We start from the raw sequence: 24615 nt of genomic DNA, 5'->3' as shown, positions 1-24615 counted from the left end.
ATGGCCCGATCTGACCGCCGGTGTCAGTCGCCGAAGACGCGCACCCCGTCCACGTACGTCGCGCGCACCCGGGTCGCCCCGATCTCCGCCGGGTCGCCCGCGAACGGGTCCCGGTCGAGCACCGCGAGGTCCGCGAGCCGGCCCGGCGCCAGCGTGCCGGTGTCGTCGTGGTGGTTGGTGCGCGCCGACCCGCTCGTGTACGCCGCGAACGCCTGCGCGAGGGTCAGCGCCTGCTCCGGCAGGAACGGCTCCGTGCCCGCGCGGCCGCTCTCGCCGTAGGCCCACCGGTTGACCGCGACGTGGATCGCGGCGAGCGGGTCGGGCGTGGTCACCGGCCAGTCGCTGCCGGCCGCGAGGGAGGCGCCGGCGCGGGCGAGGTCGCCGAACGGGTACTGCCAGCCGCTGCGCTCGTCGCCGAGGAACGGGATCGTCATCTCGACCATCTGGTCGTCGAGGTGCGCCCACAGCGGCTGCAGGTTGGCGGTGACCTCGAGCGCGGCGAAGCGCGGCACGTCGTCGGGGTGCACGACCTGCAGGTGCGCGACGTGGTGCCGGTTGCCGCGCGGCCCGTTGGCGGCGCGGGCGGCCTCGAACGCGTCGAGCGCCTCCCGCGCGGCGCGGTCGCCGATCGCGTGGACGTGCACCTGGAAACCCTCGGCGTCCAGGCGCGTCACGTGGGCGCGCAGGGCGACGGGGTCGACGAAGGAGAGCCCGAAGTTGGCGGTGTCGTGCCCGCATCCGTCGAGGTACGGCGTGGTCATGCCGGCCGTGAAGTTCTCGGCGATGCCGTCCTGCATCACCTTGACCGAGCCGGCGACCAGACGGCCGCGCGTGTAGCGCTCGCGCCGCGCGAGGAGGTCCTCGACCTGCTCCTCGCCCCGGTCGCGCCGCCACCACAGCGCGCCGCGGACGCGCGCGGTCAGGGTGCCCGCCTCGACGGCCCGCAGGTAGGCCGGCGAGGCGTCGGCCCCGCCGGCGTAGTCGCCGAGGATGGCGTCCTGCCAGGCGGTGATCCCGCACGCATGGAGGTAGGCCTGCGCCTCCAGCAGCCCGGCGTAGTAGTCGTCCTCGGAGGTCGGCGGCACGAGGTGGTCGACGAGGTGCATCGCGCCCTCGTGCAGCATCCCGGTCGGCTCGCCGCCCGCGTCGCGCTCGATCCGGCCGTCGGCCGGGTCCGGCGTGTGCCGGTCGATGCCGGCCAGCTCCAGGACGCGGCGGTTGACCCAGGTGCCGTGGTGGTCGCGGTTGACCAGCACGACCGGCCGGTCCGGCACGACCGCCGACAGGTCGTCGGCCCGCGGCCCCGCCGTACCGAAGACGGACATGGTCCAGCCGCCCCCGACCACCCAGGCCAGGTCGGGGTGCGCCGCGGCGTAGGCACCGACCGCGTCGAGGTAGTCCTCGCGCGTGTCCAGGTCGGCGAGGTCGCAGCGCAGCCGGAGCAGGCCGCCCTGCACCGGGTGCACGTGGGCGTCCTGGAACCCCGGCAGCACGAGACCGCCGGCGAGGTCGACCTCCTCGGCCCGCTCGCCGGCACCGACGTACGACCCGAGCTCACCCTCGGACGCGAGCGCGCGCACGCGCCCGTCGGCGACGACGACCCCGTGGCCGGGGCGGTACGCGTGGCCGTCGAAGGCCGCTCCCCCGCGCAGCACCAGCACCTCTCGACCCATCGGCCCCTCCTGTTCACGCTCATCCGGCCGTCGCGACGGAATCCGCACCTGCAACGGCCAGAAGATCACGACTTGGACAATCTAGCCGCTCCTGCGCCACGGAATCCCTTGCAGTTCACTTGCATTCGACACAGGCGCTCGGCACGATGGTCCCCATGGACGACGAGACCTACGGCGACCTCCAGCGCTCCGCGCGCGAGCACCTCTGGATGCACTTCACCCGGCACTCGAGCTACGAGAAGGCCGACGTGCCGATCATCGTCCGGGGCGAGGGCGCCTACATCTGGGACGCGAAGGGCACCAAGTACCTCGACGCGCTCGCCGGCCTCTTCGTCAGCCAGCTCGGCCACGGCCGCGAGGACCTCGCCGAGGCCGCGGCCCGCCAGGCCAAGGAGCTGGCGTTCTTCCCGCTCTGGTCCTACGCCCACCCCAACGCGATCGAGCTCGCCGAGCGGATCGCCGGCTACGCCCCGGGGGACCTCAACAAGGTCTTCTTCACCACCGGCGGCGGCGAGGCCGTCGAGACCGCGTGGAAGCTCGCGAAGCAGTACTTCAAGCTCACCGGGCGGCCCACCAAGCACAAGGTCATCTCCCGCGCGATCGCCTACCACGGCACGCCGCAGGGCGCCCTGTCGATCACCGGCCTGCCGCCGATGAAGGCGCCGTTCGAGCCGCTCGTGCCGTCGACGTTCCGGGTGCCCAACACCAACATCTACCGCGCTCCCGAGTTCCTGCCGCACACCGACGGCAACGCCGACCCCGAGGCGTTCGGGCGCTGGGCGGCCGACCAGATCGCGGTCGCGATCGAGAACGAAGGCCCCGACACCGTGGCCGCGGTGTTCCTCGAGCCGGTGCAGAACTCCGGCGGCTGCTTCCCGCCGCCGCCGGGCTACTTCCAGCGGGTCCGTGAGATCTGCGACGAGTACGACGTACTCCTCGTCTCCGACGAGGTGATCTGCGCGTTCGGCCGGCTCGGCCACTACTTCGGCGCCGAGCGCTACGACTACCAGCCCGACATGATCACGTTCGCCAAGGGCGTCACCTCCGGCTACGCGCCGCTGGGCGGCATGATCGCCACCGATGAGCTGATGGAGCCCTTCCGCCACGGCACGACGACGTTCCTGCACGGCTACACGTTCGGCGGCCACCCGGTCTCGACCGCCGTCGCACTGGCCAACCTCGACGCGTTCGAGAACGAAGGCATCAACAAGCGGGTCCGCGAGAACGAAGGCGCCTTCCGCGCCACCCTCGAGAAGCTCTACGACCTGCCGATCGTCGGCGACGTCCGCGGCGACGGGTTCTTCTACGGCATCGAGCTCGTGAAGGACAAGGCCACCCGGGAGACGTTCAACGAGGCGGAGTCCGAGAAGCTGCTGCGCGGCTTCCTCTCGAAGGCGCTCTACGACGCCGGTCTCTACTGCCGGGCCGACGACCGCGGCGACCCGGTCGTGCAGCTCGCCCCGCCGCTGATCTGCGACCAGGCGCACTTCGACGAGATGGAGCAGAAGCTGCGCGACGTGCTCTCCCGCGCCGTCGACCTCCTCTGAGCTGCCGGCCGGGGTGAGATCCTCCGCAGGTGGATGAGCGAACCACGAGCGCGGTGAGCTGGCTGCTGGCGGCGGACGAACCGGCGGTGGCTCACCTCACGCGGCGAGACCTGCTCCGCGAGAACGCCCTGCCCGACCCGGCCGCGGTGCTGGCCGGACCGTGGGTCACGGCGTTGCTGGCCGGGCAGCTGGCCGACGGCGGGTTCGGTGCCGACCCCTACCGCAAGTGGACCGGCGTGCACTGGCGGTCGGTGTCGCTGGCGGAGCTGTCCGTGCCGGAGGACGAGCCCCGCGTGGCTGCCGCCGCCGAGCATGTCCTGGCGTGGATCGTCGACAGCCTGAGGCATCCCCCGCGCGAGGTGGACGGCCTGCCTCGCTCGCACGCGAGCATCCACGGCAACGCGCTCGGCGCGTGCACGCGGCTGGGACTCGCCTCGGACCACCGCACGGAGCGGCTGGCCGAGGCGATCATCTCCTGGCAGTGGCCGGACGGCGGCTGGAACTGCGACCACCGGGCCGACGGACACCGCTCGTCGTTCCACGAGTCGCTGCGCACCGCCTGGGGCCTGCAGGAGTACGCCGCGGCGACCGGGCATACGGGGGCCCGGGAAGCCGCGGCGCGCGCCGTCGAGCTGTTCCTCCAGCATCGGGTGTTCCGCCGCGGTGGGACGGGCGAGCCGATCAACGCGCGCTGGCTGTCGACGCCGTACCCGTCGTACTGGCACTACGACGTGCTCACGGCCTTGCTCGTCATCACCCGGGGCGATCGCTGCACCGACCCTCGGGCCGCCGATGCACTGGACGTTCTCGAGCGCAAACGCCGACCCGACGGCAGGTGGAACGCGCAGGCACAGTGGTGGCGCGCCGCCGACAGCAGGACCACACCCGAGGTGGTCGACTGGGGAAGCGCCGGCCAACCCAACCTGATGGTCACGCTCAACGCACTGCGTGTGCTCACTGCCGCCGGCCGGCTGACCGTCGGTCGGTGACCGTCGCTGCATTCGCCCGGGTTCGGATCGCCGCTGGGGCTGGGCCCGGCCACTTGTATGCCGTCACGGTGGGAACCGCCGGCGCACCTCGCGCGCGTTGGACGACGGTCATCACTGGGTCCCGGCTCTGAAACCCGGCTCAGTCACCCGGCGACGTCGACCACGCATGCCGACGGCCCCGCCCGTGGCGGGGTGCGGGGGCGTGGTGGCTACGGGTCGGGGACGAGTAGGAGGTGTCCGCTGCCGAATCCGCGGTCGAGGCGATCCGGGCGGGTGACGTCGGTGGTGCCGGTGCGGTCGCGGAGCAACCTGAGTCCGTGCGGGCTGGTCCACAGGTAGCTGCCGCGTTCGAGCACCGTGTAGTGCCAGGCGGTGTGGGTCTTGAGGCGGTGGTGGCGCCGGCAAAGACGGGCGATGTTGCACGAGCAGGTGGTCCCGCCCTCGGCATGCGGGTGGACGTGGTCGCAGTCGGCCGACCGCGCCGGCCGCGAGCACCACGGGAACACGCAGGTGCCGTCGACGTGGGTGGCCTGTTCGGCGAGCCGGTCCGGGGTCTCGTAGGCCGTGCCGGACAGGTGCTCGTCGAGGTCGAGCACCGGCCGGACGGTGACGGTGGTGCCAGGGGTGCCGCACCAGGTGCGGACCTGCTCGGCGTCGACGAAGGAACGGGTGTTCTCGACCCGGGCCAGGTGAGGTCCTGAAGCGTCGCAGTCGGTGAGCGCTCCGTCGGTCACGTGGACGTGCAGTACGACCTCACGGCCGGGCAGCGGCAGCGTCGGGTCGGTGCCGCGGGCGAGCTCTCCGAGCGCGTGCGCGCGACGCGCGTCGAGCGAGTCCGTGCAGCCCAGGTCGGCCAACCGAGCCGCGCCGGTGATCAGGGCGGCGTCGAGGTCGAGCGCGTCGGCGAGGTCGAGGTCGCCCTCGACGTGGACGGTGCCGTCGTAGCCGACCTGGTCGGTGTGCACCGTGACGTGCCGGCCGTCGGCGGCCGCGCGGCGGCGGGCGTCGGCGAGGTCGGGCTCGAACCGGACCAGCGCCTCCTCGACCAACCGGTCCAGCTGCGCGAGCCCGACCCTGTGCGCGAACGGCGCGACCTGCCGGTCCACAAAGGCGGCACCCTCACGGGGCAGGACGATCGTGGAACGGGCGACCCGCCGGGCACGCCACGCGGGCAGCTCACCGGCCCGGACCCGCCGCCAGGTCTGCGGTAGCCGATGCGCGAGCTCGACCGCCTCGGCCAGCAACGACCGGCCGGCGTCGGTGCTGATCCGCAAGGCCGAGGCGAGCTCCGCGACACAGAACTCGTCCACCTCAGGTGTCCCGGCTCCGGCCAGGAGAACCGGCCGGTCGGTCGAGTGCATCGCAGCCCAGTCCACGGCGAGGGCCAGGATCCGGGCTTCCTCACGGTCAGCAACCTCACGCGCCGACCGGACGGCAGCCAGCACCGCGGCGGGAGAGTCCGCCTGCTCGGGTGCCGGGTGCGCTGCCATGACTCATTCGATCATCGAGGACCGACAGTTTCGGTGTCGTAGCCTCGCCGGGTGACTCTCGGGACGTGGCGGCTGGGCGAACACGACGTACGACGGATCGGCTTCGGGGCCAAGAGGCTGTACGGCGACCGCGGCGAGGTCCTGGCGCTGCTGCGACGCGTCGTCGAGCTGGGCGTCAACCACATCGACACCGCGACGTTCTACCCGTCGCAGCCCGCGCCGGAGCTCGGCTTCAACGGCATGCGCACGCTGGGCTGGGCCAACGCGATGCTGCGCGAGGCGCTGTCGCCATACCCCGAGGACCTGCTGATCGCCACCAAGGTCGGCCCCGTCGCCGACGGCATGGCGCGGCCGGACCAGCTCCGCGACCTGGTCCTGGAGAACCTGCGCGACCTGGGCCGCGACCACCTCGATCTCGTCTACCTGCGCCAGCACGGGCTGCCTTCGATCGCCGAGCACCTCGGCGTGCTGGTCGAGCTGCGTGACGAGGGCCTGCTGCGGCACATCGGCCTGTCCAACGTGCGTGCACCCCTCGTCGACGAGGCGGTGACGCTGACACCGGTCGCCGCCGTGTCGAACCGCTACGGCGTCGACTTCGGCCGGGCCAACGACGACCTGCTGCGATCGTGCGGCGAGCGTGGCATCGCGTTCGTGCCGTTCTTCGCGCTGGCCGGGGAGGGCCGCGAGGCCGGCGGGGTCGCGACCACCGACGCGGTCCGAGCAGTCGCCGCGCGCCACGGCGCCACCGAGGCCCAGGTACGGCTGGCGTGGACGCTGGCGCAAGGCGCGCACGTGCTCGCCATCCCCGGCACGGGCAACCCGGACCACCTGGTCGAGAACCTCGCCGCCGGCGACCTCGCGCTCGGTGAGGAGGACCTGGCCCTCCTGGGCTGACTCAGCTGTCGAAGCCCAGGCCCACCTTGTCCATGGCCTTCAACCAGAGGTTCTGCCGCCCGGCGTTCTGGTCGGCCTTCGCCATCGACCACCGGGTGAGCTGGACGCCGGTGAAGCGGATCGGCTCGGGCGGGAACGGCAGCGGCTTCTCGCGGACCATCCGGAGGCGGGTGCGCTCGGTGTCGGCTCCGCCGAGGAGGTCGAGCATGACGTCGGCGGCGAAGCGCGTCGCCGCGACACCGAGGCCGGTGAAGCCGAGGGCGTAGGCGAGGCGGCCGTCGTACGCCGTCCCGTAGAACGCCGAGAAGCGCGTGCACGTGTCGATCACGCCGGCCCAGCGGTGCGTGAAGCGGAGCCCCTCGAGCTGCGGGAACACCTCGAAGAACTGCGACGCCAGCAGCGCGTGGGTGCGGCCGGACTGCTCGAGACGCGGGTCGATCCGGCTGGCGTAGTGGTAGACCGCGTCGTAGCCGCCCCACAGGATCCGGTCGTCGCGGGTGAGGCGGTAGTAGTGGAACATGTTCGACGCGTCGCCGACCCCCTCGCGGCCGGACCAGCCGACCGCGGCGCGCTGCTCGGGCGAGAGCGGCTCGGTCATCAGCGCGTAGTCGTAGACCGGAACGGTGTAGAGCCGCAGCCGGCGCAGCAGCGACGGGAACGCGTTGGTCGCGAGCACCACCTTCGCCGCGCGGAGCTCTCCGTAGTCGGTGTGCACACGCAGACCGGCGCCGTCCCGGTCGACCGCGCGGACCGAGGTGCGCTCGTGCACGCGCACGCCGAGCTGCACGCACGCGTCGCGCAGTCCCCAGGCCAGCCGGGCCGGTTCGACCATCGCGGTGGCGTGCGGCTCCAGCAGCCCGCCGAGGTACGTCGGGCTCGCGACACGCGCCTGCGTCTGCGCGGCGTCGAGCAGCGAGACGTCGTGACCCGCTGCCCGGAGCGACGCGGCCAGCTCGGCCAGGTCGTCCACCTCGTGAGCGGCGGCGGCGGTCGTGAGCTCGCCGGTGCGCTCCCAGTGGCAGTCGATGCCGAAACGGTCGACCGTCGCGCCGATGCCGTCGAGGTTCTCCGCGCCGAGCCGGTCGAGCGCGGTCAGCTCCTCGGGCCAGCGGGCGAGCCCGTTGCCGTGCCCGTGGGTCAGGCTGGCGGACGCGAAGCCGCCGTTGCGGCCGCTGGCCTGGTCGCCGCAGCGGTCCTGCTCCAGCACGACGACGTCGAGCCCGGGGTCGCGTTCCTTGGCCCGCAGCGCGGTCCAGAGCCCGGCGTACCCGCCGCCGACCACGACCAGGTCGGCCGTGCCGTCACGGTCGAGCGCGGGGAGCGCCGCGGGGCGGGCCGGGTCGTCGAGCCAGTACACCTCCGGCGCCGCGTCGACGAGCGCCGGGTGGGTGTGCCGGGTCATCGCTCGCGGCGCCGCTGCAGGACTCCCCCACTGAGCACGAGCAGGAGGGCGATCGCGAACATCACGGTGCCGATCACGTTGACCTGCGGCGGGATGCCGCGCTGGTTGGCGCCCCACACGAACATCGGGAAGGTGATCGTGTTGCCGTGGTTGAAGTTCGTGACGATGAAGTCGTCGAACGACAGCGAGAACGCCAGCAGCGCCGCGGCCAGGATGCCGGGGAACACCAGCGGGAAGGTCACCCGCCAGAACGTCTGCCACTCGTTGGCGTAGAGGTCCATCGCTGCCTGCTCGAAGCGCGAGTCGAGGCCGGCGAGCCGGGCCTTCACCGTCACGACCACGAACGACAGGCAGAACATGATGTGCGCGACGAGGATCGACCAGAAGCCCAGCGTGCCGGCCAGCCCGGCCGTGGTGAACAGGGCCAGCAGCGACGAGCCCATCACCACCTCGGGCGTCGCCATCGGCAGGAAGATCAGCAGGCTCGTCCCGGCACGCCCGCGGAACCGGTGCCGCACGAGGGCGAACGCCACCAGGGTGCCGAGGATCGTCGCGAACACCGTGGCGAGGAAGCCGATCTCGATGCTCTTCACCACGGACTCGCACATCCCGGCCGGCGCGCACGGGTTGAGCCAGTTGTCCCAGGTGAAGGCCTGGAACTCGTAGTTGAGCCGGCTCGTCGGGGCGTTGAACGACATCAGCACCACGAAGAAGATCGGCAGGAACATGTAGCAGAGCACCAGCAGCGCGATCACCATGACCACGTGCTCGCTGACCCAGCGTCCGACGCGCGACATCAGAGCAGGTCCTCCGTCCCGGCCCGGCGGACGTAGAAAACGACGAGGCAGACGATCGCCACCATCAGCAGCACCGAGCTCGCCGCGGCGGCCGGGTAGTCGAGCTGCACGAGGAACAGGTTGTCGATGACGTTGCCGATCATCCGCTGCTGCGGCGTACCGAGCAGCTCGGAGTTGATGTAGTCACCAGCGGCCGGGATGAACGTCAGCAGCGTCCCGGCGACCAGGCCGGGCGCCGACAGCGGCAGCGTCACCTTGCGGAACGACGTCACGCCGCTGGCATAGAGGTCCTTGCTGGCCTCGATCAGGCGTGGGTCGATCTTCTCCAGGCTCGCGTAGAGCGGCAGCACCATGAACGGCAGGAAGTTGTAGGTCAGGCCGGTGACGACCGCGACGGGCGTCGCGAGCAGCCGGCCGTCCTCGGGAATCAGCTGGAGGGTCTTGAGCGTCTCCACGATCAAGCCGTTGTCGGAGAGGATCGACTTCCACGCCAGCGTGCGCACGAGGAAGCTGGTGAAGAACGGCGCGATCACCAGCACCAGCATGAGGTTCTTCCAGCGGCCGGCCTTGAACGCGATCGCGTAGGACAGCGGGTAGCCGAGGAAGATGCAGGCGATCGTGGCGATCAGCGCGTAGCCGAAGGAGCGGAGGAACTGCTCCTGGTACTGGACCAGGACGTCCCAGTAGTTGGAGAACGACCACGTCATGGCGTAGCCGGTGTCGAGCGAGCCGTTGGGGTCGTAGAGACCGGTCGCGACCAGCTGGACGGTCGGAACGAGGAAGAAGATCACCAGCCACAGCAGGCCGGGAAGCAGCAGGAGGTAGCCGACGCGGCCGCGACGGCGCTCCTGCTCGACCTCGCCGGCACCCGGCCCGCCCGCCTCGGCCGCGACCTGTCCGCCGAACTGGGCGACACTCATGCTGTGGGCGCTCCGCTCAGCGCGGCGTAGGTCTCGTCACCGGCGTGGGCGTCCTGGTCGGCGTCGAGGAGGAACGTGTGGGCGGCGACCCAGTGCAGGTCGACCTTGTCGCCGACCCGGAACTGCTCCCGGGCGCCGGTGTTCTGCTCGAAGACGGTGAGCTCCTGGCCCCAGGGCATCTTCACGAGGTACTGCGTGCTGACGCCGATGAAGCTGACGTCCGTGACGGTCCCGGAGGGCAGCACGTTGTCGTCGTAGCTGCCCTCCTCGACGCCGGCAGCGCCGAGGAAGACCTTCTCCGGCCGCACGCCGACCCACACCTGTCCGTCGGTACGGCGGGCGCGGGCGACCGGTGCCGCGATCCGGGTCCCCTGGACGTCCACGACGAGGGCGTCGCCGTGGGTGTCGAGGATCGAGGCCTTCACCAGGTTGGACTGACCGAGGAAGTTCGACACGAACGTCGTGGCGGGGTTGTCGTAGAGGTCGGCCGGCGCGCCCATCTGCTCGATGACGCCCTTGTTCATCACGGCCACGGTGTCGGCCATCGTCATGGCCTCCTCCTGGTCGTGGGTGACGTGGATGAACGTGATGCCGACCTCGGTCTGGATCCGCTTGAGCTCGATCTGCATCTGCCGGCGCAGCTTGAGGTCGAGCGCGCCGAGTGGCTCGTCGAGCAGCAGCACCTGGGGCCGGTTGATCAGCGCCCGGGCGAGGGCCACCCGCTGCTGCTGGCCGCCGGAGAGCTGCGCGGGCCGGCGCTTGGCGTAGCCGCCGAGCTCGACCAGCTCGAGCATGTCGTCGACCTGGCTCTTGACGTCCTTGACGCCCCGCCGGCGCAGCCCGAAGGCGACGTTCTCGAAGATGTTGAGGTGCGGGAACAGCGCGTAGTTCTGGAAGACGGTGTTGACCGGGCGCTTGTAGGGCTTGAGCCGGCCGATGTCGTCGCCGCCGATGGTGATCGTGCCCGCCGTCGGCTCCTCGAGCCCGGCCACCATCCGCAGCGTCGTGGTCTTGCCGCAGCCCGACGGACCGAGGAGGGCGAAGAACTGGCCCGAGGCGACCTCGAGGTCGAGGTCGTCGACGGCGGCGAAGCCGCCGAACCGCTTGGTGACCCCCGTCAGGGTGAGGTCGGCACCCGCACTGCGCCCGTCGGCCATCGTCACGCTCCGATCACGTCAGCGAACATCTGCTGGTACTTCTGCTCGGTCTTGGTGTCCAGCGCCATGAAGTCGTAGCCGTTGGCCAGCGTCTCGGAGGTGGGGAAGATGAGCTGGTTCTCGGCGAGGTCCGGGTCGATCTTCGTCATCGCGTCCTGGGCGCCCTGGACCGGGCAGATGTAGTTGACCCACGCGGCCAGCTCGGCGGCGACCTCCGGCTGGTAGTAGAAGTCCATCCAGGCCTCGGCGTTGGCCTTGTGGAAGCCCTGGTTGGGCACCATCATGTTGTCGCTCCAGAGCGAGAGGCCCTCTTCCGGCGCGACGAACTTGATGTTCGGGTTGTCGAACTGCAGCTGGATGACGTCGCCGGACCAGGCCTCGCAGGCGACGACGTTGCCCTTGACCAGGTCCTGGGCGTAGTCGTTGCCGGTGAACGCGCGGATCTGGCCGGCGTCGACGGCCTCGCCGAGCCGGTCGATCGCCGTACCGAACTCGTCCTCGGTGAAGTCCTCGGGGTCGGCGCCGGTCATCAGCAGCAGGAACACCATCGTGTCGTGCATCTCCGACAGCAGGGTCACCTTGCCCTTGAGGTCGGAGCGGGTGAGCAGGTCCTCGAAGCTGCCGACCTCGTCGACGAGGTCGGCGTTGTAGGCGATGCCGGTCAGACCGCTCTGCCACGGGACGGAGTGCTTGCGCTCGGGGTCCCAGCTCGGGCTGCGCAGGCTCTCGGCGAGGTTGGCCTGGACGTTCGGCAGCTTGGACTTGTCGAGCTCCTGGATCCAGCCGAGGTCGATCATCCGCGCGGCCATCCAGTCGGTCGGCACGATGATGTCGCGGCCGGTGGGCTGGCAGTCGGCGAGCTGGTTGCGGACGATGCCGAAGAACTCGTTGTTGTCGTTGTAGTCGGTCGTGTAGTCGACCTTGATCCCGCTCTCCTTCTCGAACTTCTGGAGGGTCGGGTAGACGGTCTGGCCGTTCTTCTTGGCCTCGTCGATGTAGAGCGGCCAGTTGGAGATGGCCAGCGTCTTCTCCGTGGCGGACTTGTCCTCGGTCTGGCAGCTGGCCTCGGTCTGCTGGGCGGCCGGCGTGCCGCAGGCGGACAGCAGCGAGGGCGCGCCGACGGCGAGGCCGGCGAGGCTCGCGCCGCGCAGGAAGCCTCGGCGGCTCAGGCCTCGGCCGGAGCGCAGCTGGGCCCGGACGAGGGCTTCGAGAGCGAGTCGGTCGTGGGACATCGAGGAACGGTCCTCCCTCAGCACGGGGGCAGCTGACAGACCGGCACGGTGCAGCGCTGCGACCGAGGCGGCTGGTGTGGATACTGTCAGAGGCAGGGGGTGCCCACAAGGGATTCGGTGGACACGTAACCTCCCCGCAACGAATTCCTATGGTTTGTGAGGGCAGATTCTTTGACGGCTCTCAGTTCCCCTGCCACTATCCCCCCATGAACGCACGAAGCGGGAAGAACGGCGGGAACGCTGTCGTGCTCGACGACGTCTCCAAGGCGATCATCGAGGAGCTCCAGCAGGACGGGCGGCGCTCGTACGCCGCCATCGGCAAGGTCGTCGGCCTGAGCGAGGCTGCCGTGCGCCAGCGCGTCCAGCGGCTCATCGAGGGCGGCGTCATGCAGGTCGTGGCCGTGACCGACCCGCTGGAGCTCGGCTTCGCCTGCCAGGCGATGATCGGGATCCGGGTCCGGGGCGAGCTCGAGCCGATCGCGGACAAGATCGCCGCGCTCGAGGAGGTCGACTACGTCGTCATCACCGCCGGCTCCTACGACCTGCTGGTCGAGGTGGTCTGCGAGAGCGACGAGGCGCTGCTCGAGGTGCTGTCGACCAAGATCCGCGCGATCGAGAGCGTCGTGTCCACCGAGACGTTCATGTACCTCAAGCTGAAGAAGCAGACCTACTCCTGGGGTGTGCGCTGAGCACTCGCACGACCCGCCTGACCCCGTCGTACGACGGGCTCTCGCTGTGGCATGCCACCGCCGGCGAGGACTGGACGCCGCGGGCGCCACTGCCCGGTGACCGGGAGGCCGACGTCGCGATCGTCGGTGCCGGCTTCACGGGCCTGTGGACCGCCTACTACCTGCTGCGGGCCGACCCGACCCTGCGGGTGGTCGTGCTGGAGGCGGAGGTCGCCGGGTTCGGCGCCTCCGGCCGCAACGGCGGCTGGTGCTCCGCGCTGTTCCCGAAGAGCCTCGCGGCCCTGGCCCGGCTACCCGGGTCGAGCCGCGAGGCAGCACTCGCGCAGCACCGGGAGATGCGCGCGACCGTCGACGAGGTGCTGCGGGTCGCCGACGCCGAGGGCATCGACGCGCAGGCCCGTAAGGGCGGCACGGTCGTGGTGGCGCGCAACCTCGCCCAGCTCCGCTCCGCCCGGGCCGAGGTCGAGCACGCCCGGTCCTGGGGCCGCGACGAGCGCGACGTGCGGCTGCTCGACGCGCGGGAGGCCCGCACCCGGCTGGCCGCGGCCGGCACCGTCGGCGGGACCTACACCGAGGACTGCGCGGCAGTCCACCCGGCCCGGCTCGTGCGCGGGCTGGCCCGGGCCGTGGAGCGGCTCGGCGGCACCGTCCACGAGCAGACCCGCGCGCTCGGCATCGAGCGGCACCTGGTCCGCACCGACCGAGGCACCGTGCGGGCCGACGTGGTCGTCCGCGCGACCGAGGGCTACACCCCGGGGCTCGACGGCGAGCGCCGCACGGTCGTCCCCGTCTACTCGCTCGTCGTCGCCACCGAGCCGCTGCCCGACGACGTCTGGGCCCGGATCGGGCTGGCGGCCCGCGAGACGTTCAGCGACCACCGCAACCTGATCGTCTACGGGCAGCGCACCGCCGACGGCCGGCTGGTGTTCGGCGGCCGCGGCGCGCCGTACCACTTCCGCTCGCGCACCCACCCCGCGTTCGACCAGGAGCCCGCGGTGTTCGCGCGGCTGCGCGCGAGCGCGACCGCGATGCTCCCCGCCCTGGAGGGCGTCTCGTGGACGGACGCCTGGGGCGGCGCGCTCGGCATCACCCGTGACTGGTGCGCGTCGGTCGGTCTCGACCGGGTCACCGGGCTGGCCTGGGCCGGCGGGTACGTCGGCGACGGCGTCGGCACCACCAACCTGGCCGGCCGCACCCTGCGCGACCTCGTGCTCGGCCACGACACCGAGCTGACCCGGCTCCCCTGGGTCGGCCACCGGTCGCGCCGCTGGGAGCCGGAGCCGCTGCGCTGGCTCGGCGTCAACGCCGGCCTGCGGGTGATGACGATCGCCGACGCCGAGGAGCGGCTGACCGGCAGGCCGAGCGTGCTCGCCCGCGCGATGGCACCCTTCGTCGGCGGCCACTGACCCTCGCGTCCACCGCGCCTGCTGCGCACGACGGCTGAATATGAGTAACTTGGTCGTCTAACACTCGTCAGCGCTCAGGAGGAGCCGTGCCCCAGGTCGTCACCGTGCCGGTCAGCCAGCTCGGCAACCGCAGCTACCTCGCCCACGACGGCCGCCACGCGCTGGCGATCGACCCACCCCGCGACGTCGAGGCGCTCGAGGCCGCCGCAGAGGAGGCCGGGGTCCGGATCGTCGCCGTCGCCGAGACCCACGTGCACAACGACTTCGTGTCCGGCGCGCGACGGCTCTCCGACCGGCACCGGGCCCGGCACCTCGTGGCGGCCGCAGCGCCGCTCCGCTTCCTCCGCTCCCCCGTGTTCGACGGCGACAAGGTGCAGGTGGGCGACCTGCAGGTCGAGGTGATCGCGACGCCAGGGCACACCGCGGAGCACCTCGCCTTCCTCGTGACGACGGACGCCGGCGAGGCGCCCGCGCTGTTCACCGGCGGCAGCCTCCTGTTCGGCACCGTCGGGCGCACGGACCTGCTCGGAGAGGAGCTCGCCGAGCCGCTGGCGCGTGCCCAGCACCGCTCGGTGCGCCGGCTCCACGACACGCTGCCCGGCGAGACCCGGCTGCTGCCCACGCACGGCTTCGGCAGCTTCTGCGCCTCCACGACGGCGGACACCCCGGAGGGATCCACGCTCGCCGACCAGGCCGCCACGAACCCGGCCCTCACCACCGAGGACGAGGACACGTTCGTCCGGGGCCTGCTCGCGGGGTTCGGCGCCTACCCGCGCTACTACGAGCACATGGCCGAGCTCAACCGGCACCAGCTTCCGCCGCCTCCGGCGCCCGCGCCGCTCGACCCCGCCGGCGTCCGGTCGGCCGTCGCGGGCGGTGCCCGTCTCGTCGACCTCCGGGACCGGGAGGCCTACGCCCGCGCGCACCACGAGGGCTCGTGGGGCGTGGAGTACGGCGACCAGGCGGCGACGTACCTCGGCTGGCTCGCACCCTGGGGCCAGCGCCTCGTCCTCGTCGCCGACGACACCGAGCCGCTCGAGCGCGCCGTCGTGGACCTGCAACGGATCGGCGTCGACGACGTGGCGGTCGGCGAGGTCGAGCCGCACCCCGGACCCGAGCCGGCGACCGGATGTCCCGGCTACCGGCGCCTGCGCTGGGAGGACCTGGCGGACGCGCGGACCGACGGCGAACCCTTCGTCCTGGACGTGCGCGGCCGGGACGAGTTCGACGACGGCCACGTGCCGGGTGCGGTCAACGTGCCGCTGCACGAGCTCGTCCCGGACCACGAGGCACTCCCGGACGGGGAGGTGTGGGTGCACTGCAGGAGCGGCTACCGGGCGTCGATCGGCGCCTCCCTCCTGCACGCCGCGGGCCGTCCCGTCGTGCACGTGGACGACGACGTGGAGCGGTCCGCCGCGGCGGGCGTCTCACTCACGACGACGGACGGTTGACGTTCCCCCGTCAAACTGCACTAAGTTACTTGTGTTTGTTGACATGAACCTGTGGGCTCCGGCCCGCTCTCTCTCGGAGGTTCTGCATGCACAGAAGAAGACTGTCCCCGCGACGGCTCGTCGCCGGGACCGCACTCGCCCTGGCCGTCCCCCTGGCCCTGGGCGTGACCCCGGTGGCGGCGACGTCGTTCACCAGCCCGCTCGAGGACCTCGGGGGCCTCGGCGACCCGACGGGCGACACGACCGGTGACCTGACCGGCACCGTGACGGGCACGATCGGCAGCACCGTCGGCGCCGTCGGCGACGTGCTCCAGAAGAAGTCGACCATCACCGGCAGCGACGGCAAGAGCTACTGGGTCCAGAACAACCTGGACACCCAGAAGGTCGAGGCGACCGCCGAGGACGGCACCGCCCAGGAGTACCTGATCGTCTGGGCCGGCGACGTCAACGTCGCCGACAAGAGCGGCAAGGAGCTGACCACGCTCCCCGGCACCGTCGGGCCGGACACCGTCGGCCAGAAGGACCTGCCGGGACCCGACTTCCTCGCCGTCGTGGACGCCACCAAGGGCTCGCCGACGTACGGCGAGGTCGTCAACACCGCCACGGTGGGGCCGCTCGTCGAGAACGAGCCGCACCACATGCAGTACGTCTGGCACAAGGGCGACAACATCTTCGCCGGCGGGCTGTTCACCGACGTGACCTACGTGTTCGACGTGTCGCAGCTGCCGGAGCTGTCGATCAAGGGCGTCAACCTGCCCACCGACACGCTCTGCGGCTCGGTGCCGGACGCCTACTGGGTCACCGAGGACGGCGGGGCCTACGGCACCTACATGGGCGGCCCGGACCTGCCCGGTCCGTGCACCTACACCGACGGCTCCACGCGCGTCGGCAACGGCTTCGGCGGCAGCCCCGGCGAGGTGGTCCGGCTCGACCCGGACGGCAAGACCATCAGCGAGGCTCCGGCGACCCCGGAGACCGCCGAGACGACGGAGCGGTGCGACAACATCCCGCTGCTGCCGCAGTCGACGTGCGCCAACCCGCACGGCATCCAGGCTCGTGAGGACCTCGACATCCTCGTCACCAGCGACTACAACGAGCCGCGCAACATCATCCTCAACCCGGTGCAGGCGCCGTCGTCGTACCTGCGACGCCCGACCGTCCGCACCTGGGACATCTCCGACAAGGACCACCCGAAGCTGAAGGCGGTGTCGTTCCTCCCGGACGGCCCGCGCAAGGGACTGGTGGCCCACCACGAGGAGAACCGGGCCGTCATGGAGACCACCGTGACGAACCTGCCGGAGCACAAGGGCGCCTTCGCCCAGACGATGCAGGGCGGCGCGATCTACTACGCCCCCGACATCACCGCCGACAAGCCGGAGTGGCGCGAGGTGTTCGACCTGACCGCCTCCAACAAGCACGCCGGCAGCGCGAACCCGTACGGCGGCGGCTCCAACGGCGGCTGGGTGCAGACCAGCCCGGACGACAGGTACCTGTACCACGCGGTGATGGGCCGTCCCGCCAGCGGCGACGACCCCGGCTCCGCGCCGTACATCCTCGTGCTCGACATCCAGCAGCTGCTCGCGTCCGGGGACTCCCCGCAGTGCTCGATCGACACGCTCGACGAGGTCACCGCGGGTGGGGACGAGAGCGACTGCCCCGCCATCGTGGACACGTTGCCCGCTCCCGGGCAGCCGCACTGGGGCGCGCTGGACAACCTCGAGCTCGGAGCGGACGGGAAGTACCGCGAGACGACCAGCCCGGACCGGCTGGCCTACGCCAACTACTTCGTCGCCCGCACCGGCCTGAACGGCGACCACCGCGTGTGCGTCGCCGACCAGGCCGAGGACGGCACGCTCAGCCTGGACGAGGAGTTCCGGGACGAGCGGACCGGGACGCCGTGCATCGACTTCGACCGGGCGGCCTGGCCGCACGGCGAGTACGGGCCGGCGAAGCCGCACTCGATGCTGTTCGTCACCGCCGACGATGACATCGTCGACTGACCAGCCGAGTGACACCACCCGTGCGGGGGGCCGGCCGACGCCGGCCCCCCGCCCGGGGGCACTCCCCCGCATCGTGGTCGCGACGGTCGCCGTCGCGGCCGTGGTGACCGCCGCCCTGGTCCTGCCCCGGACCGACCGCACGGCGGTGGCTCCCGCCGCCGCGCCCACCCCGGATGCGCTGCCCGCCTATGCGCCGCTCGCGCCCGACGGGTCGGGCGACACCCTCGACCAGGTCGGGTCGCAACGGCAGGCCGCGGTCGAGGTGCTCGGCGGCGAGCTCGTCCCCGGACAGCCGCTCGTGGCGCGCCAGGTGCACGACGACGTGCTGTTCACCGTCACCGTCACGCCGGCGCGACCCGGCCCGAACCTGGTCCGGGTCGACACCCGGTCGATGAACGGGACCGGACGGCACACCGTCACGGCGCGCGGCGGCTCGCACGACGGCGCACCCGTCACCGTCGGGCTCGCCGACGGGCCGTCGGTGCGCGCCTCCCCCCGCCCGGGAGTGGGCGGGCTGTGGGCACGCGTGCGGCTGCCCGAGGGCGCCGGCCAGGTGCTGGTCAGCCACGGGCGGGACCACCGCGTGCCGTTCCCGGTCGACACCGGCTCGGGCACCCCGGCCTCCCCCGCGACGACCACGCGCGCCGACGGCGCCGAGTGCGCCGTCGCCCAGGCTTCCGCCCGGATGGCCGGCGGCACCGACGCGGCGCCCTGCCCCAGCGACGCGCTCGGGACGGCCGACGCCGACGCCCTGCGCCAGGTGGTCCGGCTGCTCGCCGACCGCGGCGCCCGGGTGCTCACCCTCAGCAGCGACGACTCGGCCCGCGGACGGGCGGCCGGGGACGTCGTACGCCGGACCGCGACCGCGGCCGGCCTCCCGGTGCGCGGCACCGACGAGGTCGACCCGTCGAGGCCCCGGCCCGGCAGCGCCCTCCTGGTCACGTCCGGCTGGACGGCCGGCGCGGAGGTCCTCGCCACCACGGCCCGCGCGCAACGACGCGGCGCGGTCCACGACCAGGGCGTGTGGCTCGCGCCCTGGCTGCTCACCCCGCAGCTCGTCGACGCCGTCCCCGGCGTCGTGCTGCCGCTCCGCTTCGACGTCCGAGGCGAGGAGGCGGTCCGGTTCACCGGCGCGCTGCAGCGGCTGCTCCCCGGGAGCACGCCGACCGGGTCCGGCTTCCTGGCGTGGGCGCAGGCCCGCGGCGTCGTCGGACCCGAGCCGGCCAGCCTGTACGCCGCCTCCCGGGCGGCGTACCTGCCGGCGAGCTCCGGCCACGCGACCCACCAGTCCGACGTCGCGTGGTTCCCCGGCGGCACGGTCACCCGCGTCAGCGGCCCGCTCGCCGCCCCGGAGCAGCCCGTCCCTCGCAGTGACAAGTGACAAGGAGAAACGTCATGTCCGTCGCCGATCGCGTCGGCGCCACGGGCCGCAGCCGGTCCGTCGCGCCCTCCCGACCCGCCCCGCCCGCCGCCGAGCAGCCACCGCCCCAGGTCGGCGTGGTGCTCGCCGCGCTGCTCGCCTCGCTCGTGCTCGCCGGTCTCACGTTCGTCACCGCCGGCTGGGTGATGTTCACGCTGTTCCTGATCGGCCTGGCCCTCGGCCTGGTGCTGTTCCACAGCCGGTTCGGCTTCACCTCCGCCTGGCGGCAGCTGGTCTCCGTCGGCCAGGGCAAGGCGCTGCGCGCGCACATGCTGATGCTCGCGGTGGCCTGCACGCTGTTCGCTCCGCTGCTCGCCGGCGGCGTGAGCCTTTCCGGCGAGCCCACGATGGGCTTCGTCTCACCGCTGGGGTCCGGCGTCGTCATCGGCGCGTTCCTGTTCGGCGTCGGCATGCAGCTCGGAGGCTCCTGCGCGTCCGGCACGCTGTTCGCGATCGGCAGCGGCCAGACCTCGATCCTGATCACGCTCGGCGGCTTCATCGCCGGGTCGGTGCTCGGCGCGTACCACTTCCAGTTCTGGGCCGAGTCGATGCCGACCGGCCCCGCCGTCTCGCTGGCGACGAGCACGCCGCTCGGGTACGCCGGCGCCTGGGCGGTCTCGCTGGCCGTCATGGCCGCGATCGCCGGGATCACCGTGGTGGTCGGCCGGCGCCGCAACCCGCCCCCGGTCGAGCACCCGCCGTCGGCGCGCGGCGTCGCCCGCGCCCTGCGCGGCTCGTGGCCGCTGTGGGCGGGCGGGGTGCTGCTCGCCGGGCTCAACGCGCTCACCCTCGCCGTCTCCGGCCAGGGCTGGGGCGTGACGTCGGCGTTCGCGCTGTGGGGCTCGAAGTGGCTGTCCTGGTTCGGCGTCGACGTGGCGTCGTGGCCCTACTGGCAGCAGGAGCTCAACGCCCCGAAGCTCGAGGCGTCCGTGCTGCTCGACAAGACGTCGGTCATGGACTTCGGCGTCATCCTCGGCGCCATGGTCGCCTCGGCGGCGGCCGGCGCGTTCATCGTGCACCGTCGGATCCCGGGCCGCCTCGCCCTCGGGGCGGTGATCGGCGGCGTGCTCATGGGGTACGGCGCCCGGATCGCCTTCGGCTGCAACATCGGCGCCTACTTCGGCGGCATCTCGTCGTTCAGCCTGCACGGGTGGCTGTGGGGCGCGATGGCCCTGCTGGGCACGTTCGCCGGCCTGCGGCTGCGGCCGCTGTTCGGGCTCACCAACCCGAAGCCCGTCGACAGCGTCTGCTGACCGACCGCCCCGCCGTACCACCGTCACCGGACGCCGGTGGCCCCGACGTCAAAGACTGTCGAGGCCACCGGCGTTTCGGCGTCGCATATGCGCGGTTTCGGCCGGACCAGCGGTTACCTTCATCGCGACACGCGAGTGTGCAGGTGGGGGCCTGCGGGGTGACAGGGGTGGTGATGGACCAGGGCCGGGTCGTGCGGCTAGGCGTCGGCGGGGCCGCTGTGGGGGCTGTCCTTCTCGCCGTGGCCGCGTTCGGTGCGCTGCGCGCCGTCGACGCGCTCGACGACCGCGTCGACGCCCAGTACTCCGCCTATGCACGGCTGAGCGGCAGCCTCGACGGCATGGGCCGCCGGCCCGGCACCGAGGCGGCCTCGGCCACCAGCCGCGCGGTGCAGAAGGTCGTCGACTCCGGCATCGCCGCCGGGGACAGCGAGGCGCTGGAGACGCGTCTGGCCCTGTGGATCGAGGACACCTCCGACCCCGTCGCCTTCGCCGCCCTCGAGGAGCAGACCGCGGCCATCGGGGAGGACCTCTCCCGCCGGCAGGCACGGGCCGACCTGTACGCCCTCGGCCTGACGGGCGCCCTGCTCGCGCTGCTCGCCCTCGGCACGCTGCTCGGGCTGCGCCGGTTGTCCGGCCGCCAGCGCGCCCTCGCCCGCGAGCTCGTCCACCACGAGCGCGCCGGCGCCGACGCCCGCCGGATGTCGGCGCTCGTGGAGACCAGCCCGGACCTGGTCGCCGTGCTCGACCACGACTCCACGCTCAGCTACGTCAGCCCGTCGGCGTCCGCGATCCTCGGGATCCTGCCCGAGCACCTGGTCGGCCGGCGGCTCGTCGACCTGCTCTCCGCCCACGACTCCGCCACCGTCGCCCGGCACCTGGTCACCGCGCGCGGCGGCGACCACGACGTCACGCTCCGTCTCGACGCCGGCGAGGGCCGGCTCCAGGTGCTCACCGGCACGCTCGCCGACCGGTCCGACGACCCGTCGATCGAGGGCTGGGTGCTCACCGTCCGCGACGTGACCGAGCGCCACGACCAGGAGGACCGGGCCAACGAGCACACCCTGCGCGACCCGTTGACCGGCCTGGCCAACCGTCAGCTGTTCCGCGACCGGCTGGAGCACGCCACCGACCGGCTCGCCGTACGCCAGGAGCCCCTGGCCGTCCTCATGTGCGACATCGACGACTTCAAGCACGTCAACGAGAGCCGCGGGCACGGCGTGGGCGACCAGGTCCTCGCGGAGTTCGGCACCCGCCTGCAGGCCGAGCTCAGCCCGGCCGACACGGTGGCGCGGATGAGCGGTGACGAGTTCGCGGTGCTGCTCGAGGGCCGCGACGCCGACGGTGCCGAGAAGATCGCTCGGCGCATCCTCACCCGGCTCAACGAGCCGTTCCGCTTCGAGGACACCGCTGTGTCGGCCCACGCCAGCATCGGCATCGCCGTCGCCCCTGACGCCGACGTCACCGGCTCCGACCTGCTGCGCAACGCCGACGTCGCGATGGCCTGGGCCAAGGACCGCGGCAAGGCGACGTTCGCCCACTACGAGCCCGGCCTGCACGCGCTCGCGCTCGAGCGGCTCGCGATCCGCGGCGAGCTGCAGCACGCGATCCGCGACAACGAGTTCGTGCTGCACTTCCAACCGACCGTCGACCTGCGCACCGAGACGATCACCGGCTTCGAGGCGCTGGTCCGCTGGCAGCACCCCACGCGCGGTCTGCTCGCCCCGCAGGCGTTCATCTCGATCGCGGAGCAGAGCGGCCTGATCGTCGAGCTCGGCCACTGGGTGCTGCGCGAGGCCTGCTTCGCGGCCGTCGGCCTGCAGACCGCGCTGCACCAGCCGACGATGTCGGTCAACGTGGCCGCGCAGCAGATCGTGCAGGCCGACTTCGTCGACTGGGTGGTCGCCGCGCTCGAGGACTCCGGCCTCGCCCCGCGCCACCTCGTCCTGGAGATCACCGAGTCGGTGCTCCTCGACGACATGGCCGGCGCGGTCGAGCGGCTGGCCGTGCTGCGCGACCTCGGCGTGCACGTGGCGATCGACGACTTCGGCACCGGCTACAGCTCGCTGGCCTACCTCTCCCGCCTGCCGGTCGACATCCTCAAGGTCGACAAGACCTTCGTCGACAACGTGTGCGACGGCCGCGAGGGCGCATCGGTCACCGAGGCGATCATCGCGATGAGCCGCACGATGCAGCTCACCACCGTCGCCGAGGGCGTGGAGCTCCCCGAGCAGGCCGCGTGGCTGAAGGAGGCCGCCTGCACGATGGGCCAGGGCTACCTCTGGTCGCGCCCGGTCGACCTGGCCCGCGCGCACCACCTCATGCGGGCCGGCGTCCCCCGCCAGCGGGTGCGCGCCGAGGCGCAGCCCCGCCACGCCGCCCCCTGGGCCGACGACTCGCTCGGCTGATCACTCCCGGCGCAGCGCCGGCCGGATCGTGTCGAGCACGCCGGCGTCCTCGATCGTGGACGGCACGGCCGGGTCGGCTCCGTCGGCGATCTCGCGCATCGTCTTGCGCAGGATCTTGCCGGACCGGGTCTTCGGCAGGCCGCCCACGACGGTCACCTCCCGGAACGCCGCCACCGCGCCGATCTCGTCGCGCACCCGCGCCACCAGCTCGCGCGCGACGTCGTCGGGGTCGTTGGTCACGCCGGCCTTGAGCACCACGAACGCGCGCGGCAGCTGGCCCTTGAGCTGGTCGGCGACGCCGATGACGGCGCACTCGGCGACCGCCGGGTGCGCGGCGATGACCGCCTCCATCGACCCGGTGCTCAGCCGGTGCCCCGCGACGTTGATGACGTCGTCGGTGCGGCCCATCACGAACAGGTAGCCGTCGTCGTCGACGTAGCCGCCGTCACCCGAGAGGTAGTAGCCGTCGAAGGCCGACAGGTACGACGCGACGTACCGGTCGTCGTCGCCCCACAGCGTCGGAAGGGTGCCGGGCGGCAGCGGCAGCCGCAGGCAGATCGCGCCCTCGGTGCCGACCGGGGCCGGCTTGCCGTGCTCGTCGAGGATCTCGACGGCGTAGCCGGGGACGGGCACGCTCGGCGACCCGGGCTTGAGCGGCATCGGGTCGAGACCCCTCAGGTTGGCCGCGATCGGCCACCCGGTCTCGGTCTGCCACCAGTTGTCGACGACCGGGACGCCGAGCGCGTCGGTCGCCCACTGCCAGGTGTCCGGGTCGAGCCGCTCCCCCGCCAGGAACAGCGTGCGGAACCGGGACAGGTCGTGGTCGGCGAGCAGTGCCGCCGACGGGTCCTCCTTCTTGATCGCGCGTACGGCGGTCGGCGCGGTGAACAGCGCCTCGACGCCGTGCTCGGCGACCACGCGCCAGAACGCGCCGGCGTCCGGCGTCCCGACGGGCTTGCCCTCATAGAGCACCGTCGTCGCGCCGCAGATCAGGGGCGCGTAGACGATGTAGGAGTGCCCGACGACCCAGCCGACGTCGGAGGCGGCCCACCAGACCTGGCCGGGATGCACGTCGTACACGTGCGGCAGCGACCACGCCATCGCGACGGCGTGGCCGCCGTTGTCGCGGACGATGCCCTTGGGCTTGCCGGTGGTCCCCGACGTGTAGAGCACGTACAGCGGGTCGGTGGCCCGCACCTCGACGCACTCCGCGGGCGAGGTGAGGCCGGCCTTCATCACGAGGTTCCAGTCGTGGTCGCGGCCCTCGACCATGGTCGCCTCGAGCTGGGGCCGCTGCTTGACCACGACGGCGTCGGGCGCGTGCTCGGCGAGCTCGAGGGCGCGGTCGACCATCGGCTTGTACTCCACGACGCGGGTGGGCTCGATGCCGCACGACGCGGTGACGAGCACCTTCGGCTTCGCGTCGTCGATGCGCACCGCCAGCTCGTGCGGCGCGAACCCACCGAACACGACGGAGTGCACGGCGCCGATCCGCGCGCAGGCCAGCATCGCGATCACGGCCTCGGGGATCATCGGCAGGTAGATGACGACCCGGTCGCCCTTCCCGACGCCGAAGTGCCGCAGCGCGCCCGCGAAGGTCGCCACCTTCTCGACGAGCTCGGCGTAGCTGAACGACTGCGTCGTGCCGGTGACCGGGCTGTCGTAGACCAGCGCGGTGCGGTCGCCGTGGCCGGCGACCACGTGCCGGTCGAGGGCGTTATAGCAGGTGTTCAGGGTGCCGTCGGGGTACCACCGGTAGAACGGCGGCCGGTCGTCGTCCAGCACGCGCGTCGGCTTGTGGATCCAGTCGACCAGCCCGGCCTGCTCGGCCCAGAACCCCTCGGGGTCCTCGATGCTGCGCCGGTGCACCTCCGCGTATCGCTCCATGCC

At 72.3% G+C, this 24615-nt stretch carries 18 protein-coding genes; 10 read left to right on the top strand and 8 right to left on the bottom strand.

Features of this window, described 5'->3' with window-relative positions:
• Window positions 1–23: 23 nt before the first annotated feature.
• Entirely contained in the window at window positions 24–1673 is a 1650-nt protein-coding gene (locus ETU37_RS10280; protein WP_129987208.1) for an amidohydrolase, read from the bottom strand.
• Between the two features lie 155 nt (window positions 1674–1828).
• Here ETU37_RS10280 and ETU37_RS10275 point away from each other — a divergent pair, with 155 nt between their 5' ends.
• The gene (locus ETU37_RS10275; protein ID WP_240755659.1) at window positions 1829–3220 is read left to right on the top strand and encodes an aspartate aminotransferase family protein; all 1392 of its coding nucleotides are present in this window, start codon (window positions 1829–1831) and stop codon (window positions 3218–3220) included.
• Between the two features lie 29 nt (window positions 3221–3249).
• Window positions 3250–4209 carry a prenyltransferase/squalene oxidase repeat-containing protein gene (locus ETU37_RS10270; RefSeq protein ID WP_206053848.1) on the top strand — a complete coding sequence of 320 codons (960 nt, stop codon included), beginning with the start codon at window positions 3250–3252 and terminating at the stop codon, window positions 4207–4209.
• A 209-nt stretch (window positions 4210–4418) separates the two neighbouring features.
• On the opposite strand, the gene ETU37_RS10265 is transcribed toward ETU37_RS10270, so the two are convergent.
• Window positions 4419–5699, bottom strand: coding sequence for an HNH endonuclease signature motif containing protein (locus ETU37_RS10265; RefSeq protein ID WP_129987205.1), 1281 nt, complete (start codon window positions 5697–5699; stop codon window positions 4419–4421).
• A gap of 51 nt (window positions 5700–5750) precedes the next feature.
• Between ETU37_RS10265 and ETU37_RS10260 the strand changes: the two genes are divergently transcribed.
• A complete protein-coding gene (locus ETU37_RS10260; protein WP_129987203.1) occupies window positions 5751–6593 on the top strand; it encodes an aldo/keto reductase in 843 nt (280 codons plus the stop codon).
• Window position 6594: 1 nt separating this feature from the next.
• Here ETU37_RS10260 and ETU37_RS10255 read toward each other — a convergent pair whose 3' ends face one another.
• Genes ETU37_RS10255 through ETU37_RS10235 form a run of 5 tightly spaced genes read right to left on the bottom strand, consistent with a single transcriptional unit; the run spans window position 6595 to window position 12101 of the window.
• Window positions 6595–7995, bottom strand: a complete 1401-nt coding sequence (locus tag ETU37_RS10255; RefSeq protein WP_129987201.1) for an NAD(P)/FAD-dependent oxidoreductase — start codon at window positions 7993–7995, stop codon at window positions 6595–6597.
• A complete protein-coding gene (locus tag ETU37_RS10250; protein WP_129987199.1) occupies window positions 7992–8792 on the bottom strand; it encodes an ABC transporter permease in 801 nt (266 codons plus the stop codon). The genes ETU37_RS10255 and ETU37_RS10250 overlap by 4 nt, the downstream gene beginning before the upstream one ends.
• Complete coding sequence (locus ETU37_RS10245; protein WP_129987197.1) at window positions 8792–9712, bottom strand: ABC transporter permease; 921 nt, start codon at window positions 9710–9712, stop codon at window positions 8792–8794. The genes ETU37_RS10250 and ETU37_RS10245 overlap by 1 nt, the downstream gene beginning before the upstream one ends.
• The gene (locus tag ETU37_RS10240) at window positions 9709–10869 is read right to left on the bottom strand and encodes an ABC transporter ATP-binding protein (RefSeq protein ID WP_129987339.1); all 1161 of its coding nucleotides are present in this window, start codon (window positions 10867–10869) and stop codon (window positions 9709–9711) included. The genes ETU37_RS10245 and ETU37_RS10240 overlap by 4 nt, the downstream gene beginning before the upstream one ends.
• A gap of 2 nt (window positions 10870–10871) precedes the next feature.
• Complete coding sequence (locus ETU37_RS10235; protein ID WP_129987195.1) at window positions 10872–12101, bottom strand: polyamine ABC transporter substrate-binding protein; 1230 nt, start codon at window positions 12099–12101, stop codon at window positions 10872–10874.
• Between the two features lie 206 nt (window positions 12102–12307).
• Between ETU37_RS10235 and ETU37_RS10230 the strand changes: the two genes are divergently transcribed.
• From ETU37_RS10230 to ETU37_RS10200, 7 genes are all read left to right on the top strand, one after another.
• Window positions 12308–12790 carry an Lrp/AsnC family transcriptional regulator gene (locus tag ETU37_RS10230; RefSeq protein ID WP_129987193.1) on the top strand — a complete coding sequence of 161 codons (483 nt, stop codon included), beginning with the start codon at window positions 12308–12310 and terminating at the stop codon, window positions 12788–12790.
• Window positions 12775–14196 carry an NAD(P)/FAD-dependent oxidoreductase gene (locus ETU37_RS10225; protein WP_129987191.1) on the top strand — a complete coding sequence of 474 codons (1422 nt, stop codon included), beginning with the start codon at window positions 12775–12777 and terminating at the stop codon, window positions 14194–14196. Before ETU37_RS10230 ends, ETU37_RS10225 begins: the two co-directional genes overlap by 16 nt.
• A gap of 86 nt (window positions 14197–14282) precedes the next feature.
• Window positions 14283–15647, top strand: coding sequence for an MBL fold metallo-hydrolase (locus ETU37_RS10220; protein ID WP_206053846.1), 1365 nt, complete (start codon window positions 14283–14285; stop codon window positions 15645–15647).
• A gap of 86 nt (window positions 15648–15733) precedes the next feature.
• Complete coding sequence (locus tag ETU37_RS10215; RefSeq protein WP_206053845.1) at window positions 15734–17647, top strand: hypothetical protein; 1914 nt, start codon at window positions 15734–15736, stop codon at window positions 17645–17647.
• A gap of 73 nt (window positions 17648–17720) precedes the next feature.
• The gene (locus ETU37_RS10210) at window positions 17721–19028 is read left to right on the top strand and encodes a hypothetical protein (protein WP_129987189.1); all 1308 of its coding nucleotides are present in this window, start codon (window positions 17721–17723) and stop codon (window positions 19026–19028) included.
• A 14-nt stretch (window positions 19029–19042) separates the two neighbouring features.
• Complete coding sequence (locus ETU37_RS10205; RefSeq protein WP_129987187.1) at window positions 19043–20320, top strand: YeeE/YedE family protein; 1278 nt, start codon at window positions 19043–19045, stop codon at window positions 20318–20320.
• Between the two features lie 239 nt (window positions 20321–20559).
• Window positions 20560–22725 (top strand): putative bifunctional diguanylate cyclase/phosphodiesterase, encoded by a 2166-nt coding sequence (locus ETU37_RS10200; protein ID WP_165372479.1) that lies wholly within the window; start codon window positions 20560–20562, stop codon window positions 22723–22725.
• Here the strand turns inward: ETU37_RS10200 and ETU37_RS10195 are convergent, their stop codons facing one another.
• The gene (locus ETU37_RS10195; protein ID WP_129987184.1) at window positions 22726–24612 is read right to left on the bottom strand and encodes a propionyl-CoA synthetase; all 1887 of its coding nucleotides are present in this window, start codon (window positions 24610–24612) and stop codon (window positions 22726–22728) included.
• Window positions 24613–24615: the final 3 nt, after the last annotated feature.

The organism is Nocardioides iriomotensis (genome assembly GCF_004168035.1).
In the GTDB taxonomy this organism is placed as follows: domain Bacteria; phylum Actinomycetota; class Actinomycetes; order Propionibacteriales; family Nocardioidaceae; genus Nocardioides_B; species Nocardioides_B iriomotensis.
The sequence above is the reverse complement of the archived record's forward strand: the minus strand, read 5'-3'. Positions and strand labels throughout refer to the sequence as shown.

Excerpts from the sequence above, each read along its gene's own strand:
- ETU37_RS10235 (WP_129987195.1), bottom strand. The coding sequence starts at position 12,101 with ATGTCCCACGACCGACTCGCTCTCGAAGCCCTCGTCCGGGCCCAGCTG.
- ETU37_RS10240 (WP_129987339.1), bottom strand. The coding sequence starts at position 10,869 with ATGGCCGACGGGCGCAGTGCGGGTGCCGACCTCACCCTGACGGGGGTC.
- ETU37_RS10265 (WP_129987205.1), bottom strand. The coding sequence starts at position 5,699 with ATGGCAGCGCACCCGGCACCCGAGCAGGCGGACTCTCCCGCCGCGGTG.
- ETU37_RS10230 (WP_129987193.1), top strand. The coding sequence starts at position 12,308 with ATGAACGCACGAAGCGGGAAGAACGGCGGGAACGCTGTCGTGCTCGAC.
- ETU37_RS10255 (WP_129987201.1), bottom strand. The coding sequence starts at position 7,995 with ATGACCCGGCACACCCACCCGGCGCTCGTCGACGCGGCGCCGGAGGTG.
- ETU37_RS10205 (WP_129987187.1), top strand. The coding sequence starts at position 19,043 with ATGTCCGTCGCCGATCGCGTCGGCGCCACGGGCCGCAGCCGGTCCGTC.
- ETU37_RS10250 (WP_129987199.1), bottom strand. The coding sequence starts at position 8,792 with ATGTCGCGCGTCGGACGCTGGGTCAGCGAGCACGTGGTCATGGTGATC.
- ETU37_RS10195 (WP_129987184.1), bottom strand. The coding sequence starts at position 24,612 with ATGGAGCGATACGCGGAGGTGCACCGGCGCAGCATCGAGGACCCCGAG.
- ETU37_RS10245 (WP_129987197.1), bottom strand. The coding sequence starts at position 9,712 with ATGAGTGTCGCCCAGTTCGGCGGACAGGTCGCGGCCGAGGCGGGCGGG.
- ETU37_RS10275 (WP_240755659.1), top strand. The coding sequence starts at position 1,829 with ATGGACGACGAGACCTACGGCGACCTCCAGCGCTCCGCGCGCGAGCAC.
- ETU37_RS10280 (WP_129987208.1), bottom strand. The coding sequence starts at position 1,673 with ATGGGTCGAGAGGTGCTGGTGCTGCGCGGGGGAGCGGCCTTCGACGGC.
- ETU37_RS10215 (WP_206053845.1), top strand. The coding sequence starts at position 15,734 with ATGCACAGAAGAAGACTGTCCCCGCGACGGCTCGTCGCCGGGACCGCA.